Consider the following 15,484-nt stretch of genomic DNA (forward strand, 5'->3'; position numbering starts at 1 on the left):
CATGAGCACCGTCACCCTCAAGACCGCCGCACCGGCCGCGCCCGCGCGCGTGCCGCTGCCCGCGGTCCTCGCCCCGGCGTCCCTCGCGGTCGCCGCCGTGAGCTGCGCGTTCGCCGCCTGGACCGCCGCCACCCTGTGGCAGGCCGCCCCGGACCAGGGCACCTGGTCCTGGGTGCTGCGCGCGGTCGCCGCACTCGGCGGACTGACCTCGCTCGCCGTGCTGAAGCCCTCGTCCGAGGCCCTGCGCCGCACCGGCCGCGCCCGTGCCGCGGCCCAGCGCCCCGGGCAGGTCGCCGAGGCCCGCGCGGAGGCCGCCGACGCCCGGGAAGCGGCGTGGGTCGCGATCGGGGGCTCGCTCGCCGTCGTCGCGCTCACCCTGCTCACGGTCTTCCTGCTCGCCAACGACCATGCCGTCCAGGCCACGTTCTTCAGCCCGGCCGCCATCGCCTCCAGCGCCTGGAACGTCACCCAGGCGTTCGGCACCAACGTCTTCATCGCCGTGGCCGCGGAGATCCTCGTCCTCGTCTGGGGCCTCGGCCTCGCCGTCGCCAAGCTCGCGCCCGGCCGCGCCGGACGACCCCTGCGCTGGCTCGCCACCGCCTACATCGACATCTTCCGCGCGGTGCCGAGCATCGTCATCATCTACCTGATCGGCTTCGGTCTGCCGCTGGCCCAGATCCCCGGGCTCAGCTCGCTCACCCCGACCTGGGCCGCGATCCTCGCGCTCACCCTCACCTACGGCGCGTACGTCGCCGAGGTGTACCGGTCCGGCATCGACTCCATCCACTGGAGCCAGACCGCGGCCGCCCGCTCCCTCGGCCTGTCCCACGGCCGCACCCTGCGCCACGTCGTGGTGCCGCAGGCCGTACGCCGGGTCACGCCCCCGCTCCTCAACGACTTCATCGGCCTCCAGAAGGACACCGCGCTGGTGACCGTCATCGGCACCATCGATGCCTTCAACCAGGCCAAGATCTACGCCTCCAACGAATTCAACCTCTCCTCGGTGACCGTGGTGGCCGCGCTCTTCGTCGTGATCACCATCCCGCAGACCCGGTTCGCCGACCGGCTTCTCGCCCGCAGCGGCGCGGGGAAGGACAGCTGATGGCATTCCTGGACATCGAGGGCATACGCAAGTCCTACGGCCGCCACGAGGTCCTGCGCGGACTCGATCTGACGGTGCGGCAGCACCAGGTCGTCACCCTGATCGGCGCCTCCGGCTGCGGCAAGTCGACCCTGCTGCGCTGCGTCAACGCCCTGGAGGAGATCGACAGCGGCCGCATCCTCCTGGACGGCGACCCCATCTCGGGGCGCGGCGTGGACGTGGACCGGCTGCGGCGGGACGTCGGCATCGTCTTCCAGCACTACAACCTCTTCCCGCACATGGACGTGCTCCGCAACATCACCCTCGCGCCCACGGTCCTCGGCCGCAGCGGCAAGGAGGAGGCGGAGGCCCGGGCCATGGAACTGCTGAAGCGGATCGGTCTCGCCGACAAGGCGACCGCCCTGCCCGACCGGCTCTCCGGCGGCCAGCAGCAGCGCGTCGCCATCGTGCGGGCCCTCGCCATGCGCCCGCGGCTGCTGCTCCTCGACGAGATCACCTCCGCGCTCGACCCCGAGCTGGTGGCGGAGGTCCTCTCCATCGTCCGGGACCTGGCCGAGGACGGCATGACCATGCTCCTGGCCACCCATGAGATGGGCTTCGCGCGTGAGGTGGCCCACAAGGTCTGCTTCCTGCACCAGGGAACAGTCCTGGAGGAAGGCCCGCCGGAGCAGATCTTCGGCGACCCCCGTGAGGACCGCACCAAGGCGTTCCTCCAGCAGATCGTGGAGGCAGGGCGACTGTGACGGCGTCGGCAGACAATCAGCGGCCCGCGGACGTACGGGAGGCGGCGGACCCGGCGCGCCCCGCGGATGCCCGGGAAGCGGCGGGCGTACGGGAAGCCGGGGGCGCGCCGCGGGTGCTGGTGGTCCAGCACGAGGACGGGACCGGTCCCGGACTGGTCGGGGAGCAGCTCGCGCAGTGCGGACTGGAGCAGCGGATCGCCCACCCCTGGGCGGGCGGGGAACTTCCCGGGTCCCTCGCCGGATACGCCGGACTGCTCGTCCTGGGCGGCGCGCCCAACTGCGAGGACGAGGAGGCCGCGCCCTGGCTCCCGGCCGTACGGACCCTGGTGCGCGAGGCCGTCGGCTCCGGCGTCCCGCTCCTCGGTATCTGCCTCGGCGGCCAGATCATGGCCTCCGCGCTCGGCGGCTCCGTCGTGGTCCGGCCGCAGGGGCCCGAGGTGGGCGCCGTGCGCGTACGGCGGCTGCCCGCGGCGGACGGGGACCCGGTGTTCGCGGACGTGCCGGACGGCGCGCCCGCCGCCCAGTGGCACTGGGACGAGATCAGCGAACTCCCGCCGGGCGCGGTGCCGTTGCTGACCGGGGACGACTGCCCCCACCAGGCGTTCCGGGTCGGCGAACGAGCCTGGGGCGTCCAGTTCCACCCCGAGGTCCTCGGTGACGCCGTCGCCGAGTGGGCGGCCTCCGACGGCCCCTCGGTCGCCCGTGCGGGGGCCGACCCGGTCAGGGCGGTCGACTCGGTCCGCGAGAGTGAACCCGCGCTCCGCGAGATCTGGTCCCGGACGGCACGCGCCTGGGCGGCCGTGGTCCACGAGTACGCCTGAGCGGGGGAGCGCCTGCCGTCCGCGCATGAGCACGGGGTACGGCAGGGGCGCTGGCAGCGCACTCCCGGGACGGTTGCCCGCGCCACGGCCCGACCCGGCCCGGGCCGCGCCCCTGTCCCGTACCGGTGCGGCCGGGCGGTGCCCGGGCAGCTCGGCGGCGTCCCCACGCCTCCCGGGTCGGGGTGCTGCCCCTCGTCGGCACCGAACCGGCGGATCGCCGGGACCCGCTGGGCGTGCGCGGGCCGCATCGGCCGGATGCGCACGCCCGTCACGGCGGCGGTCAGGCCGTCGAGGGAATGCCGAGTTCGGCGAGCAGTCCGCGGACGCGCTGCTCGATGGCGTCGCGGATCGGGCGCACGGCCGCGACGCCCTGCCCGGCGGGGTCGGCCAGCTCCCAGTCCAGGTACCGCTTGCCCGGGAAGAAGGGGCAGGCGTCGCCGCAGCCCATCGTGATCACGACGTCGGAGGACTGAACCGCCTCCACCGTGAGGATCTCGGGTGTCTCGGCGGAGATGTCGATGCCGACCTCGGCCATGGCCTCGACCACGGCCGGGTTCACGGCATCGGCGGGCGCGGAACCGGCCGAGTGGACCCGGACCCGGTCACCGGCGAGGCGGGTGAGGAAGGCGGCTCCCATCCGGGAGCGGCCCGCGTTGTGCACGCAGACGAACAGCACGGACGGGACGGCGGGAGTGCTCATGAGGTCGGGGTGCTTCCTTCGGCAGGGCGGGCGGGAGCGGCGAGGACCGTGTCCGTCGCGGTGGGGGCCGGGCGGCCGAAGCAGGCCGCCACCAGGCCCAGGCCGAGGACGCCGCCGAGCAGTTGGGCGGCGATGAACGGTGTGAGGGAGGCGGGGGCGATCCCGGCGAAGGTGTCGGTGAACGCACGGCCGACGGTGACCGCGGGGTTGGCGAAGGACGTGGAGGAGGTGAACCAGTACGCCGCCCCGATGTAGGAGGCGACCAGCACCGGAGCGAGGTGGGCGCGGCCCGCGCGGGCGAGGCCGAAGACGAGCCAGACCAGCCCGGCGGTCGCCACCACCTCGCCCAGCCACAGGTGTCCGGCCCACCGGTCGTGGGTGGAGAAGGACAGCACCGGCTCGGCGAACATCGCGTCCGCGAGCACCGCGCCGCCGATCGCTCCCACGGTCTGAGCGGGGACGTACGCGGCGACCTCGCGCAGGGTGGGCCCGTCGCCGCCGCGGCGGCCGGTGAACCAGGCGGCGAGCGTGACGACCGGGTTGAAGTGCGCCCCGGAGACCGGGCCGAGGAGCGCGATCAGCACGCCGAGGCCGAAGACGGTCGCCAGGGAGTTGGCCAGCAGCCGCAGGCCGACGTCGTCCGTCAGCCCGGTGGCCTGTGTGCCGGAGCCCACGACCACCGCGACCAGGGCCGCCGTGCCGGCCGCCTCGGCCACCGCCCGGCGCGGCAGCGGCGCGGGGACCCTCACGCGCGGGCCTCCGCGGGCGCCTTCGCGGGCGCGGCGGGGATCCGGAGCAGGCCGGACAGCCGGCTCAGGGCCTCGGGGAGCACCCAGTAGTACACCCAGGTCCCGCGCCGCTCGGAACCGACCAGTCCGGCCTCGCGCAGCACCTTCAGATGGTGGGAGATCGTCGGCTGGGAGACGTCGAACGGGCCGGTCAGGTCGCACACGCACGCCTCGCCGCCCTCGTACGAGGCGATCAGCGACAGCAGTCGCAGCCGCACCGGGTCCGACAGCGCCTTGAACATCCGCGACAGCTCGGCCGCGGCCTCCTCGCCCAGCGGCTCGCGGACCATCGGCGCGCAGCACTCCGCATCGTCCTGCCCGAGCACCGGCAGAACTGATTGTTTCGACATGCCTCTATATTGACGGTCATCTCATTCGGGGGCAAGGTATCTGTATCGACAGATGTCGAAGCAGTGATGTCCGGAATGAAGGAGACCGCCATGTCCCGTGTCCAGCTCGCCCTGCGCGTCGCCGACCTGGAGGGCGCGATCGCCTTCTACTCCAAGCTGTTCGACACCGAGCCGGCCAAGCGCCGGGACGGCTACGCCAACTTCGCCGTCGCCGAGCCGCCGCTCAAGCTCGTCCTGATCGAGGGGGAGGCGGGCGAGGCCACCCGCCTGGACCACCTCGGCGTCGAGGTCGCCACCACCGAGGACGTCACCGCCGCCACGACCCGCCTGAAGGAGGCCGGGCTGGTCACCTCCGAGGAGAACGACACCTCCTGCTGCTACGCACTCCAGGACAAGGTGTGGGTGACCGGCCCCGGCGGGGAGCCGTGGGAGGTCTACACCGTCAAGGCCGATGCCGGCACCCTCGGCAGAAGCGCCGACGGCGCACCGCAGGCGGGCTGCGGCACCACCGCGCCCGCCGCACCCTGACGGTCAGGCGGTAGGCCCCGCACGGACCCCGGCCGAAGCGCGGGCCGGCGTACGGCGGGGCCGCCGTTCCTGCGACGTCATACGGTCAGGCGCTCGCCCGCGCCCATCAGCGGATCGGTGTCGAACAGGTCCATTTCACGGCCGAGCCTGCGGTGGTCGTTCATCGGGGTCTCCTCGCGGTACGGGGGGCGAGTGACCCGACGACGAAGCCCCGGGGCATTCGCCCCGGGGCTTCGAAGGACATCTGTCAGCGCGCCGGGACACTCTCCGGCGTTGTCGTCATGGCAGCGCGCTTCATACCGGCAACGCTAGCAGAGGGCACCCGCGCGCCCGGCGGCCCGGGGAAGCCCGCGCGTCAGGGCACCCGGGGGCCGTCGATGAGCCGTCCGTCCCCGTCGTACACCCAGGGGTTGGGCGTACAGCCCTTCAATCCCTTGATCTGCTGCATCATCGCGGGCGCGGGCCGGCCCGGACCCGGGCAGCCGCTGTGACCGTGGCCGAGCACATGTCCGGCCTCGTGATTGATGATCAGCGCGTGATAGTCGGCGGCGCGCCCCCGGTACTGCTCGCTCAGCTCGACCCAGCGCCGCACGTTCACCACCAGGTCCGGTGCCTGGGCGCAGTTGACCTGGCCCCCGGTGTCGAGCCCCCAGGCGCCGCACAGCCGGTCGGTCGTCCCGGGGGAGACCACGTGCACCAGCATGTCGTACGGGGGTGAGGCCACCCGCTGGAACGAGGCCGTACCCCCGCGGGTCCAGCCGCGCGGATCGCGCAGGATGCCGTCGATCTCGGCGGCGATGTCGTCGACGTCCAGGCCGGTGCCGTCCTCCAGCTTCACCCCGTACCGGATGAGCCGGCCGCCCGTGCCCGCCCGGCTGCCGGTGCCCCGGGCCCAGGTGTAGGTGCCGGGGCCGTCTTCACGGTAGGAGCGCCGGTCCGCGGTGTCGGGCGCGGCGGACTTCTCCCCCGCGGGCGCCTGTGCCGACCGTGACGGCTTCGGGGACCGCGTGGCCGGGGCCTCCGGTTCCGCGGTCGCCGGGCCGCCGACCGTGAGCGGCGCGGACGTCGGCCGGAGGCCGGGGCCGGTGGCGGCCGGCTCGGCGGAGGAGTCGGGCAGCAGGCCGAGCGCGCCCCAGCACACGGCCGCGGCGCACAGCAGTGCCACGGCGGCCCGCCCCGCGATACGGCCGTGCGAGGGCCGCTTGCGCCGGCCCGTCCGGTGGTCCGGGTCCACAGTCCTGCGGCCCCGGTCCGTCCTGCGGCGGTCCCGGTCCGCGGCCCGGCGGGACCGGCCGTCGCGGCGGTGCGAGCCGTTCGTGAGCCGGTGATGTGACATGCGGGGTCCAGCCTTTGCGCGTGGGGTCAGCGGTGCGTACCCAGTGCACGCGAGGGCGTGTGGAACGTCGGTGAGCGAAGCAGCTCACACCCGCTTCACATCGGACCCGGATACTTGGTGCAGTTCGATCGGGGTGAGGAGAGGTGAGGCGCATGCGGGTGCTGGTGGTCGAGGACGAGGAGATGCTCGCCGGGGCGATGGCCGAAGGGCTGCGCGACGAGGGCATGGCGGTGGACGTGGTCCACGACGGCGAGGTGGCCCTGGAGAACCTGGCGGTGCACGCGTACGACGTGATGGTGCTCGACCGCGATCTCCCGCTGGTCCACGGCGACGAGGTCTGCCGGCGTACGGTCGCCTCCGGCGCGGATGTCCGCGTCCTCATGCTCACGGTCTCCACGACCGTGGCCGAGCGCGTCGCCGGGCTGGGCCTCGGCGCCGACGACTACCTGACGAAGCCCTTCGCCTTCGCCGAACTCGTCGCCAGGATCCGCGCACTCGGCCGCCGCTCGCGGCCCGCGGTCCCGCCGGTGCTGGAACGCTCCGGCATCCGGCTCGACACACATCTGCGCCAGACGACCCGGGACGGCAAGTACATTCCGCTGTCGCGCAAGGAGTTCGCGGTCCTGGAGGAGCTCCTGCGGGCGGAGGGCGCCCCGGTGTCCGCGGAATCCCTGCTGGAGCGGGCGTGGGACCAGAACGTCGACCCGTTCACCACGGTCGTACGGGTCACGATGCGCTCGCTGCGGCGCAAACTCGGCGGCACACCCGTCATCGAGACCCTGACCGGTGTCGGTTACCGCATCCGATGATTCTCCGAGCACTCGGCGGGAGCCTGAGGGTCCGGCTCACGGTCGTCTTCGGCCTGATGTTCTTCATGGCGGGCGCGGCGATCTTCAGCGGTGCGGTGATCCTCGTCGGCAACAGCATGGAGTACACGCTCAAGCTGCCGTTCCCCTCGTCGGAGCAGTCCACGTACGTGCCCGCGCCCATGGACAAGCCCCTTCCCGCGCAGACGCCGGTTCCCACGCCGTGGCAGAGCGCCCCCGCCGAGGCGCCGACGGAGCAATGGGCGCGGCCGGCCGGCGGGCCCGTCCTGATCGACGCGGTGTCCCGGGAGCAGATCCTCGACTCCATGCAGCGCAATCTGATGGCCAAGGGCGGTCTCACCGTGCTGGGTGTGGGCGTCGTCGCCACCACCACGGGCTGGCTCGTCGCGGGCCGGCTGCTGCGTCCGCTCAACCGGATCACCTCGACCGCCGAGCGCATCGCGGGCCGTACGCTGCACCGGCGTATCGACCTCGACGAGCCGCCGGGTGAGGTCAAGCGGCTGGCCGACTCCTTCGACAGCATGCTCGACCGGCTGGACGAGGCGTTCGCCGGCCAGGACCGGTTCATCGCGAACGCCGCGCACGAGCTGAAGACCCCGCTGGCGGTGGGGCGGACGCTGGTCGAGGTCGCCGTCGCCCGGCGGAGCGCGCCGCCGGAGGTGAAGCAGCTCGCGGAGAATCTCCTCGCCGTCAACGAGCGTCACGAGCGGCTCATCGACTCACTGCTGACCCTGGCCCGCGCGGAGAGCGCCGTCACGGGGCTGCTGCCCCTCGATCTCGCGGAGATCGCGGCGGCCGTGGTCACCCACACCGCGCCGGGCGCGGAGGAACGGGGCATCGCCGTCGAGGTCGTGCTCGCTCCCGCGCCCGCGATGGGCGACCCCGTGCTGCTGGAGCAGCTCGTCCGCAATCTCGTCGACAACGCCGTCAAGTACAACGTCGGGGGCGGCTGGATCCGGGTGGAGACCGGGAGTGCCGCACAGGGCTCCCGGATCACCGTCGCGAACACCGGCGCGTTCATCGGCGCACACGAGATCCCGGTGCTCTTCGAGCCGTTCCGCCGCCTCACCGACCGGGTCGGCTCGGCGCGCGGCAGCGGGCTCGGCCTCTCCATCGTCCGCGCGGTCGCCCGTACCCACAACGGCGATGCCACCGCGGTGCCACGACCCGGCGGCGGCCTGGAGGTCACGGCGACGGTTCCCGCGGTCGCGGAGAGCCTGGTCCGCTCGCACCGGCAGCCGCAGGGCCCCGACACGACGATGCGGCTCCGGGCCGGGGAGGGGACACGTGCCTTCGGCTGAGGGAGGGCGGGGCCGGGACCTCGGCGGCTGAAACGGCGGGGTGCCGGGACCTCGGCGGCGATGTGACCGGGTGGCACCCGGGGACGGCTCCGTGCTCCCGGGAGCCCCGGCGGAGCCGTACGGCGGTGCCGCCGCGGACGCTGGGGACACTGCGGTACGGGTCAGCGCAGCTGACGGAGGTGGTCACGGAGTCCGCGGGCGACCTGGGCCATGAGGGCTTCGGCGCCGGGCTGGGTACCGGCCGGAACGAGTGACTCGGTCAGAACGGCGACGGCGAACACCTGGCCGTCGGAGTGCTCGACGACACCGACCTCGTGGCGGAGGTTGAGGAGGGTGCCGGTCTTGGAGGACCAGGTGGTGGCGTCGGAGCTGAAGTCCGGGGAGAGCCGGTGCCGGAGCACGTTGTGGGCCATGAGGCCGCGCACCCGGCCGGCCACGTCGGGGTGGATCGCCGAGGGGGTCCACAGGGCCTGGAGCAGTTCGACGAAGGCGCGTGCGCTGCCGGTGTTGGCGCGGGTGGTGTCGAGCTGGGGCACCCGGTGTCCGCGCCCGCCGGTGCCGGAGTCGATGGCGAGGGCGTGGGCGAGATGGGCCTGGGCGGCGCCGAAGCGTTCCACGGGGGTGTCGGACAGCTCGCCCATGCGGTGCCGGACGGTGATGCCGCGGAGGCCGAGCCCCTGGAGGATGCGGGAGACCTCGGCGGGCGGGGTGAGGTCGAAGAGGGCGTCGGCGGCCGTTCCGTCACTGACACAGGTGCTCAGGTAGAGCAGGTCGTCGATCGCGATCCGGGCCGGGTGGCGGAAACGGCTCAGCCCGGTGGGACCGGGCGTGGTGATCCGCCCGGGTCGCACATCGAGCATCGTCGCTCCGTCGAGCTCGCCCCGGCGGATGCGTTCCGCCGTCGCCAGCGCGAGCGGGACCTTGACCAGGGAGGCGGAGGGCAGTTGGGTGTCCGGCTCGATGCCCAGCTCCTCGCCCGTGTGCAGATCCCGTACGAGCAGACAGCCGTGCAGACCGCCGTCGCGCAGTTCCCGGCGCATCCCGTGCAGCAGCGCCTCCGTGCTCACACCGCCCCTTTCGCGGTGCCGGCCCCGGTGGGCGCGCCGAGGCAGCGGGCGATCGCGTCGCCCAGGCGGGCCGCGATGTGCCGGGGGCTGCCGTCCGCGGCGGCGGCGAGGGCGAACCCGCGGCTGAGCGCGATCCCGCCGACGGGCCGCCAGCTCAGGGCGAGTTCCGCGGCCTGGGCCGGGGAGCACAGCAACAGGTCGCCGCCGCACAGGACTTCCGCCGCGGCGGTCGTCAGATCGGCCGCGGCGACGACCTGTGAGGGCCGCAGGCCGACCGCGTCGCGCAGGCGTGTCAGCGGGTCCCGGATGTGCGGTACGTCGTCCTCCGGCTGGATCCAGACACGGCGGGCCGGGCCGGGGGAGGCCCGGCCGATCCGCAGTGTTTCGAGGTACACACGCTGCACACCGGGATCGTGGGCGCCGGCCAGTCCGAGCGGCACGGACCACTCCGCCTCGTCCGCGGGCACCGCGAGCAGCGCGGCACGCACCTGCTGCGCGTGGATGAGCTCCCTGCGCCGCGCCGGTGCCGCGACACGGAGATCGAGCGTGATCCCGTGCCCTCGTGCCTCGGCGACGAGGCGGGCGAGACCGGCGGTGGGGCAGACGCCGGGCACCGCGAGCCGCCACGGCTTGCTCTTGACCGCTTCCGCCTCGTGCAGCAGCAGATCGGCCGCCTGCACGAGCTGTCTCGCGGCCGGCAGCATCTCCCGGCCGAAGGGGGTGAGGACGGCCCGCCGCGCGGTGCGCACGAACAACTGCTCACCGAAGCGCTCCTCCAGGGCCGCGACACGACGGCTGGCCACCGACTGGGACATCCGGGCAGCGGCCGCTCCGACGGTGAAACCGCCGTGCTCGCTGACGCTGACGAAGGCGCGACTCGCTCCCACAAGATCCACGGCCCGAACTCTATGCCAGTTCGGCATGGAACGGCGCGTGAGCGTATTGGACCGCATGGCTGCCCGGGAGTGAGGGTGGTCCCGGCACTGATCGTCAGTGCCGGGACGGGGGCCGTGCCGCTCCCTCCCCTGCGCGCCCCGGGTGCGGGGCGACCCGGAGGTAACTGGACCATGCAGTACACCCGTGCCCGGCGGGCCGTTCTCGGCGCGGCGCTCGCCACGCTCGTTCTCGTCCCGCTGACGGCCTGTGGGCAGGACGCGTCCCCCCGCTCGCCCGACCCGTCCCCGAAGGCGACCCGTCCGGTCACCCAGTCGGCGGGGCCGGGTGCGGCCGGGGCCGTGAAGCCGTTCGCCGCCCGGTTCAAGGCGCTTGAGCGGAAGTTCGACGCGCGGCTGGGGGTCTATGCCGTCGACACCGGCACCGGGCGCGAAGTGGCGTACAACGACCGCGAGCGGTTTCCCCACCTCTCCACCTTCAAGGCGCTCGCCGCTGGTGCCGTGCTGGAGAAGTACACCCTGGGCGGGATGGACAAGGTGATCACGTACTCCAGGGAGGATCTGGTCCCGCACTCCCCGGTGACGGAGAAACACGTCGGGACCGGTATGAGCCTGCGCGCGCTGTGCGACGCCACCGTCCGCTACAGCGACAACGCGGCCGTCAATCTGCTGCTCGAAGAGCTCGGCGGACCGAGGGCCCTCGACGCCGCGCTGGAGAAGCTCGGTGACGACACCACCAGGATGGAGCGGACCGAGCCGGAGCTCAGCCGGTGGACCCCGGGAGACACCCGGGACACCAGCACACCGCGTGCGCTGGCCGGGGATCTGCGCGCGTACGTACTCGGGGACGTCCTCGGCAAGGCCGAACGCGCGCAGCTCACGACGTGGTTGCGGACCAACACCACCGGCGACGAGGTCATCAGGGCGGGGGTGCCGAAGGGCTGGGTGGTCGGCGACAAGACGGGTACCGGCAGCAACTACGGCGCCCGCAACGACATCGCCGTGGTGTGGCCCCCCGGCTCCGCTCCCATCGTCATGGCGATCCTCACGAACCGCAGCGGCGAGGACGACGACTACGACAACAAACTGATCGCGGAAGCGGCGTCCGTGGTCGCCGGGTCGCTGTCGTAGCGGGAGGCGCGCGCCGCGGGTGGGCAGCGCTCGCGCCCGGGGTCTCGTGTGGGGCTACCACTCGCTGAGGAAGCTGTTCCAGCGCGCGGGCTCGACTGCGGTCACGGGAACCGTCCTTGGCCGTCGGCTGAGCCTGGATTGAGCGTAGGGAGCACCGGAGGTGAACGGTTCGTCGTCCCGGCCAAGCCCGTGGTGGAGGCCCGCCCGGCGGCCGGCCGGGGAACCCCGGGCCCCGGGGCCGGAGTTCCCCGGCGACGGCCGGACCGGTGCCGCCCCGGGCACGGACGACACCCCGCCCCCGCGCCCCCGACGGCCCCGCCCGCGCGACCCGCGACCGGGCGGGCGACACCGGACTCCGTACGCGGGCGGGGGCTGGTGGTCCGTACGGCGGTGGGTGTGCCGGACTCCGTAGCCGGGCGGGGGCCGGTGGTCCGTACGGCGGTGGGGGAGCCGGACTCCGTACGCCGCCGTGCTTCGGCGGCCCGTGCGGCCGGGCGCCGCCGGAGTTCTCCGGCGGCGCCCGGGCTCAGGGCAGGCGCGGCAGATCCGGGAGCCGGTCCCGGAGGAGGAACTTCTGGATCTTGCCCATCGCGTTGGCCGGGACGGCCTCCGCGAGATACCAGTGCCGCGGGGTCTTGTGCGCGGCGAGGCCCGCGCGCAGATACTCGTGCAGTTCGGCCGCCGACGGCGGTCGCTCCGGATCCGCCGGGGTGATCACGGCGGCGACCTGCTCGCCCCACCCGCCGTCCGGCACACCCAGCACCACGGCGGCGCGGACGGCGGGATGGCGGACGAGGGCCGCCTCGATCTCGGCGGGGTAGATGTTCTCCCCACCCCGGATGATCATGTCCTTGAGCCGGCCGGTGATGGTCAGATAGCCGCGCTCGTCCATCGTGCCCAGATCGCCCGTGTGCAGCCAGCCGTCACCGTCGACGGCCGCGGCGGTGGCGTCGGGCTGTTCGTGGTAACCGAGCATCACCTGGTAGCCGCGGGCGCAGATCTCGCCGGGCACCCCGGCCGGCACCACCTCCCCGCTCACCGGGTCGATCACCTTCACCTCGGCCTGCCACAGCGGCTGCCCGGTCGTGGCGGTCTTGTCGGCGATCGTGTCGTCCGGGCTGGTCTGCGCGACGATCGGGCTCAGCTCGGTCTGCCCGTACACGGTGGAGAACCGCGCCCCGAACCGCCGCTCGGCCTCGGTGACCATGGGGGCGGGAACGCTGTCACCGCCGGACATGACGCGGGCGCAGGCCGACAGGTCGTAGGTGTCGAACCCGGGGTCGGCCAGCAGGCCCCCGAGCATGGCGGGCACCCCGCCGAAGGTGTCGGCGCCCCAGTGCTGCATCGCGGAGAGGACCAGACCGGGCTCGTAGAACGGCGGCAGGACGAGGGTGCCGCGCCGCTGCGCCGCCCCCAGGACCGTCAGCCCGCACCCGGCGGTGTGGAACAGCGGCAGCGCGCTCACCCACACCCCGCCCTCGGGGAAGCCGACCCGGGCGGCGACATGGTCCGCGTTGGTGACCAGTCCGCGGTGGTGCAGCACCGCGCCCTTGGGCACTCCGGTGGTTCCGGAGGTGTACTGGATCTGCGCCGCGCTGCCGGGCGCGACCTCGGGCAGCGGCCGGAGCGGGGTGCCGGCCAGCCCGTCGTACCAGCCCGTGAAACCGACGCGCTCGCGCAGCGCGGGCAGCGCCGGCGCGATACGGTCCACGACCGCGGCCGTGTCCGTGCCCCGGAAGGACTCCAGATACACGATGCCGGCCGCTCCGGACTGCCGGAGCACATGCTCCAGCTCCGCCTCGCGCAGGGCCGGGTTCGCGGTGACGAGGACGAGTTCGGCGAGGCCCGCCCCGTACTGGAGGATCACCCACTCGGGAAGGTTCAACGACCAGACGGCAACGCGCTCACCTGGGGAGAAACGTTCCAGCAACCAGGACGCGGCACGTTCGGCGTCCCGCAGCAGAGCGGCGTAGGTCCACTGCCGTCCGGTCTCGCCCGGCGGGAGGAACTCCGCCAGCGCGACGGTGTCCGGTGCGGTGGCCGCCGCGTCGCGCAGCACGCCGCCGCAGGTGTTCTCCAGGACCGGCCGACGGGTGTCGGCGGGCCAGTACGAGAGCGCGGTCATCAGTTCTCCCCCTTCGCCCCGGGACCTTCCGCGCCGGGACCCCCGGCGCGCAGCTCGTCGGCGGTCGGGGCGGGTCCGCCGCCCTCGGGAATCCACCGGCCCGAATCCCGCCACCGCACCGCCTCGTGGAAGCCGTGGGTGGCGGCGAACTCCTGGAACCAGCGCCCCTCGGGGGAGTGCCGGGTGATCCCGTCGAACAGGGTCGCCAGGATCTGCGTGCCCTGCAGCCCCATGTTCTCGTACGCCTGGTTGATCATGAGCTTCTGCATGGCGAGCTGGTTCACGGGCACCCCCGCCATCCGGTCGGCGAGCGCCTCGACCCGGGCGTCCAGCTCCCCGGGCGGCGCGGACTCCAGCACCAGCCCCCACTCGGCGGCCCGGGCACCGTCGATGGTGTCGCCGGTCAGCAGCATCCGCTTGGCCCGCTCGGCACCCAGCCGGTACACCCACATCGCGGTGGTCGGACAGCCCCACACCCGCGCGGGCATGTACCCGATCCGGGCGTCCTCGGCCATCACCACCAGATCGCAGGACAGGGCGATGTCGCTGCCGCCGGCGACCGCGTATCCGTGGACCTTGGCGATGGTCGGCTTCAGTGAGCGCCACAGCGAGAAGTAGTCGTCGGTGTTGCGCTTCATCGACCGGTAGTCCTTGATCGGATCCCAGACCCCGCCCTGGGTACCGACGCCTTCCTCGGCGTAGTCCTTGAGGTCGTAGCCCGAGCAGAACGCCCGGCCCGCGCCCTGCACCACGATCACATGCACGGCCGGGTCGTCGTTCGCCCGCTCGACCGCCGCGGACAGATCCCGCGCCAGCTCGAAGGTGATGGCGTTCAGCCGTTCCGGCCGGTTCAGCGTGATGTACGCCTTGCGGTCCCGGGTCTCGTACAGGATGGTCATGCAGGTCCTCCGGAAGGGTCGTACGGGGGTGGGGCGCCCAGGATCGTCCGGGCGACGGCGGCCCACTGCTCCAGCAGGGCCTCGTCGTCCCGGTCGCGGTACAGGGCGTCCGAGATGGCCAGCCCGCGCAGCAGCTGGACGGTCAGCTCCGCCACGAGCGGATAGCCGGGGGCCGCGGCGATCTCCGGGCCGAGGAGATCCCCGATGACCCGGTACAGATCGCGTCTGGCCGCGCCCTCGGCCCGCCGCAGCACGGTGCGCAGCTCCTGATCCGAACGGGCCGCGGCCCACAGCTCCAGCTCCGCGCCGAACGCGGGCCGGGCGTGGGAGGCCCGCAGTACCCGAAGGGCCCGCGACAGCGGGTCCGCCCCGGGCGGGGACTCGGCCAGCAGTTCCCAGACCGCCGCCTCGTTCCGGGCGACCAGCTCGGTGATGGCCGCGCCGAACAGCTCGTGCCGTGAGGGGAAGTGGTGCAGCAGGGCGCCCCTGCTGACCCCGGCCCGCCGCTGCACCTCAAGTGTGGTGCTGGCCGCGTAACCGGCCTCGATCAGCGACTCCACGGCCGCTTCCACGATCCTGCGGCGAGTGGCCTCCCGCTGGTCCTCCCGTGGCATGCGCCCACCTCCTTGACAGTCAGGGCTGACTGTCAAGCGACCATGCCACAGTCAGCCCTGACTGTGAAGCCCCGGCGAAGGGAATGTCCGCAGGCGGGCGGCCTTCGCGGCGCCGGACCGGGCGCCCGCACGTCCGGCCCGGCCCCGGCACGCGCCCTACGGCGGGCACGGAAACGAGGAGCGCTCCACGGCGAGGGCGAGCACGAGGAGCGGCCCCGCGTCGGCCGGGCACACGAGGTGCGGCCCCACCGCGGCCGGA

At 73.5% G+C, this 15,484-nt stretch carries 16 protein-coding genes; 7 read left to right on the plus strand and 9 right to left on the minus strand.

Annotated features, from left to right (window positions below):
* The first annotated feature begins 1 nt into the window (after position 1).
* Genes ACFYT4_RS10080 through ACFYT4_RS10090 form a run of 3 tightly spaced genes read left to right on the plus strand, consistent with a single transcriptional unit; the run spans position 2 to position 2,666 of the window.
* Positions 2–1,102 (plus strand): amino acid ABC transporter permease, encoded by a 1,101-nt coding sequence (locus ACFYT4_RS10080; protein WP_389267061.1) that lies wholly within the window; start codon positions 2–4, stop codon positions 1,100–1,102.
* Positions 1,102–1,845 carry an amino acid ABC transporter ATP-binding protein gene (locus ACFYT4_RS10085; protein WP_389267062.1) on the plus strand — a complete coding sequence of 248 codons (744 nt, stop codon included), beginning with the start codon at positions 1,102–1,104 and terminating at the stop codon, positions 1,843–1,845. Before ACFYT4_RS10080 ends, ACFYT4_RS10085 begins: the two co-directional genes overlap by 1 nt.
* Complete coding sequence (locus ACFYT4_RS10090; protein ID WP_389267063.1) at positions 1,842–2,666, plus strand: type 1 glutamine amidotransferase; 825 nt, start codon at positions 1,842–1,844, stop codon at positions 2,664–2,666. The genes ACFYT4_RS10085 and ACFYT4_RS10090 overlap by 4 nt, the downstream gene beginning before the upstream one ends.
* A gap of 280 nt (positions 2,667–2,946) precedes the next feature.
* Here ACFYT4_RS10090 and ACFYT4_RS10095 read toward each other — a convergent pair whose 3' ends face one another.
* From ACFYT4_RS10095 to ACFYT4_RS10105, 3 genes are read right to left on the minus strand one after another with little or no spacing between them, the layout of a single operon-like run.
* The gene (locus tag ACFYT4_RS10095) at positions 2,947–3,366 is read right to left on the minus strand and encodes an arsenate reductase ArsC (RefSeq protein ID WP_389267064.1); all 420 of its coding nucleotides are present in this window, start codon (positions 3,364–3,366) and stop codon (positions 2,947–2,949) included.
* A complete protein-coding gene (locus ACFYT4_RS10100) occupies positions 3,363–4,115 on the minus strand; it encodes an aquaporin (protein ID WP_389267065.1) in 753 nt (250 codons plus the stop codon). Before ACFYT4_RS10100 ends, ACFYT4_RS10095 begins: the two co-directional genes overlap by 4 nt.
* Positions 4,112–4,504 (minus strand): ArsR/SmtB family transcription factor, encoded by a 393-nt coding sequence (locus tag ACFYT4_RS10105; protein ID WP_389267066.1) that lies wholly within the window; start codon positions 4,502–4,504, stop codon positions 4,112–4,114. Before ACFYT4_RS10105 ends, ACFYT4_RS10100 begins: the two co-directional genes overlap by 4 nt.
* Before the next feature lie 90 nt (positions 4,505–4,594).
* On the opposite strand from ACFYT4_RS10105, the gene ACFYT4_RS10110 reads away from it, so the two are divergent.
* On the plus strand, positions 4,595–5,032 hold the full coding sequence (locus tag ACFYT4_RS10110; protein ID WP_389267067.1) for an ArsI/CadI family heavy metal resistance metalloenzyme: 438 nt from the start codon (positions 4,595–4,597) through the stop codon (positions 5,030–5,032).
* 355 nt (positions 5,033–5,387) lie between these two features.
* Here ACFYT4_RS10110 and ACFYT4_RS10115 read toward each other — a convergent pair whose 3' ends face one another.
* Positions 5,388–6,368 (minus strand): DUF3152 domain-containing protein, encoded by a 981-nt coding sequence (locus tag ACFYT4_RS10115; protein ID WP_389267068.1) that lies wholly within the window; start codon positions 6,366–6,368, stop codon positions 5,388–5,390.
* Between the two features lie 152 nt (positions 6,369–6,520).
* Here ACFYT4_RS10115 and ACFYT4_RS10120 point away from each other — a divergent pair, with 152 nt between their 5' ends.
* Together ACFYT4_RS10120 and ACFYT4_RS10125 are read left to right on the plus strand one after the other, a co-directional pair.
* Positions 6,521–7,177 carry a response regulator transcription factor gene (locus ACFYT4_RS10120; protein WP_389267069.1) on the plus strand — a complete coding sequence of 219 codons (657 nt, stop codon included), beginning with the start codon at positions 6,521–6,523 and terminating at the stop codon, positions 7,175–7,177.
* Positions 7,174–8,496 (plus strand): sensor histidine kinase, encoded by a 1,323-nt coding sequence (locus tag ACFYT4_RS10125; protein ID WP_389267070.1) that lies wholly within the window; start codon positions 7,174–7,176, stop codon positions 8,494–8,496. Before ACFYT4_RS10120 ends, ACFYT4_RS10125 begins: the two co-directional genes overlap by 4 nt.
* Before the next feature lie 161 nt (positions 8,497–8,657).
* On the opposite strand, the gene ACFYT4_RS10130 is transcribed toward ACFYT4_RS10125, so the two are convergent.
* Together ACFYT4_RS10130 and ACFYT4_RS10135 are read right to left on the minus strand one after the other, a co-directional pair.
* The gene (locus ACFYT4_RS10130; protein WP_389267071.1) at positions 8,658–9,563 is read right to left on the minus strand and encodes a serine hydrolase; all 906 of its coding nucleotides are present in this window, start codon (positions 9,561–9,563) and stop codon (positions 8,658–8,660) included.
* Complete coding sequence (locus ACFYT4_RS10135) at positions 9,560–10,459, minus strand: LysR family transcriptional regulator (protein WP_389267072.1); 900 nt, start codon at positions 10,457–10,459, stop codon at positions 9,560–9,562. Before ACFYT4_RS10135 ends, ACFYT4_RS10130 begins: the two co-directional genes overlap by 4 nt.
* Positions 10,460–10,630: 171 nt before the next feature.
* Between ACFYT4_RS10135 and bla the strand changes: the two genes are divergently transcribed.
* The gene (gene bla / locus ACFYT4_RS10140) at positions 10,631–11,587 is read left to right on the plus strand and encodes a class A beta-lactamase (RefSeq protein ID WP_389267073.1); all 957 of its coding nucleotides are present in this window, start codon (positions 10,631–10,633) and stop codon (positions 11,585–11,587) included.
* A gap of 526 nt (positions 11,588–12,113) precedes the next feature.
* On the opposite strand, the gene ACFYT4_RS10145 is transcribed toward bla, so the two are convergent.
* Genes ACFYT4_RS10145 through ACFYT4_RS10155 form a run of 3 tightly spaced genes read right to left on the minus strand, consistent with a single transcriptional unit; the run spans position 12,114 to position 15,225 of the window.
* Positions 12,114–13,712 carry a class I adenylate-forming enzyme family protein gene (locus tag ACFYT4_RS10145; protein ID WP_389267074.1) on the minus strand — a complete coding sequence of 533 codons (1,599 nt, stop codon included), beginning with the start codon at positions 13,710–13,712 and terminating at the stop codon, positions 12,114–12,116.
* A complete protein-coding gene (locus ACFYT4_RS10150; RefSeq protein ID WP_389267075.1) occupies positions 13,712–14,611 on the minus strand; it encodes a crotonase/enoyl-CoA hydratase family protein in 900 nt (299 codons plus the stop codon). The genes ACFYT4_RS10145 and ACFYT4_RS10150 overlap by 1 nt, the downstream gene beginning before the upstream one ends.
* Positions 14,608–15,225 carry a TetR/AcrR family transcriptional regulator gene (locus tag ACFYT4_RS10155; RefSeq protein WP_389267076.1) on the minus strand — a complete coding sequence of 206 codons (618 nt, stop codon included), beginning with the start codon at positions 15,223–15,225 and terminating at the stop codon, positions 14,608–14,610. The genes ACFYT4_RS10150 and ACFYT4_RS10155 overlap by 4 nt, the downstream gene beginning before the upstream one ends.
* Positions 15,226–15,484: the final 259 nt, after the last annotated feature.

This window comes from Streptomyces sp. NPDC004609 (genome assembly GCF_042873655.1).
Lineage (GTDB): Bacteria > Actinomycetota > Actinomycetes > Streptomycetales > Streptomycetaceae > Streptomyces.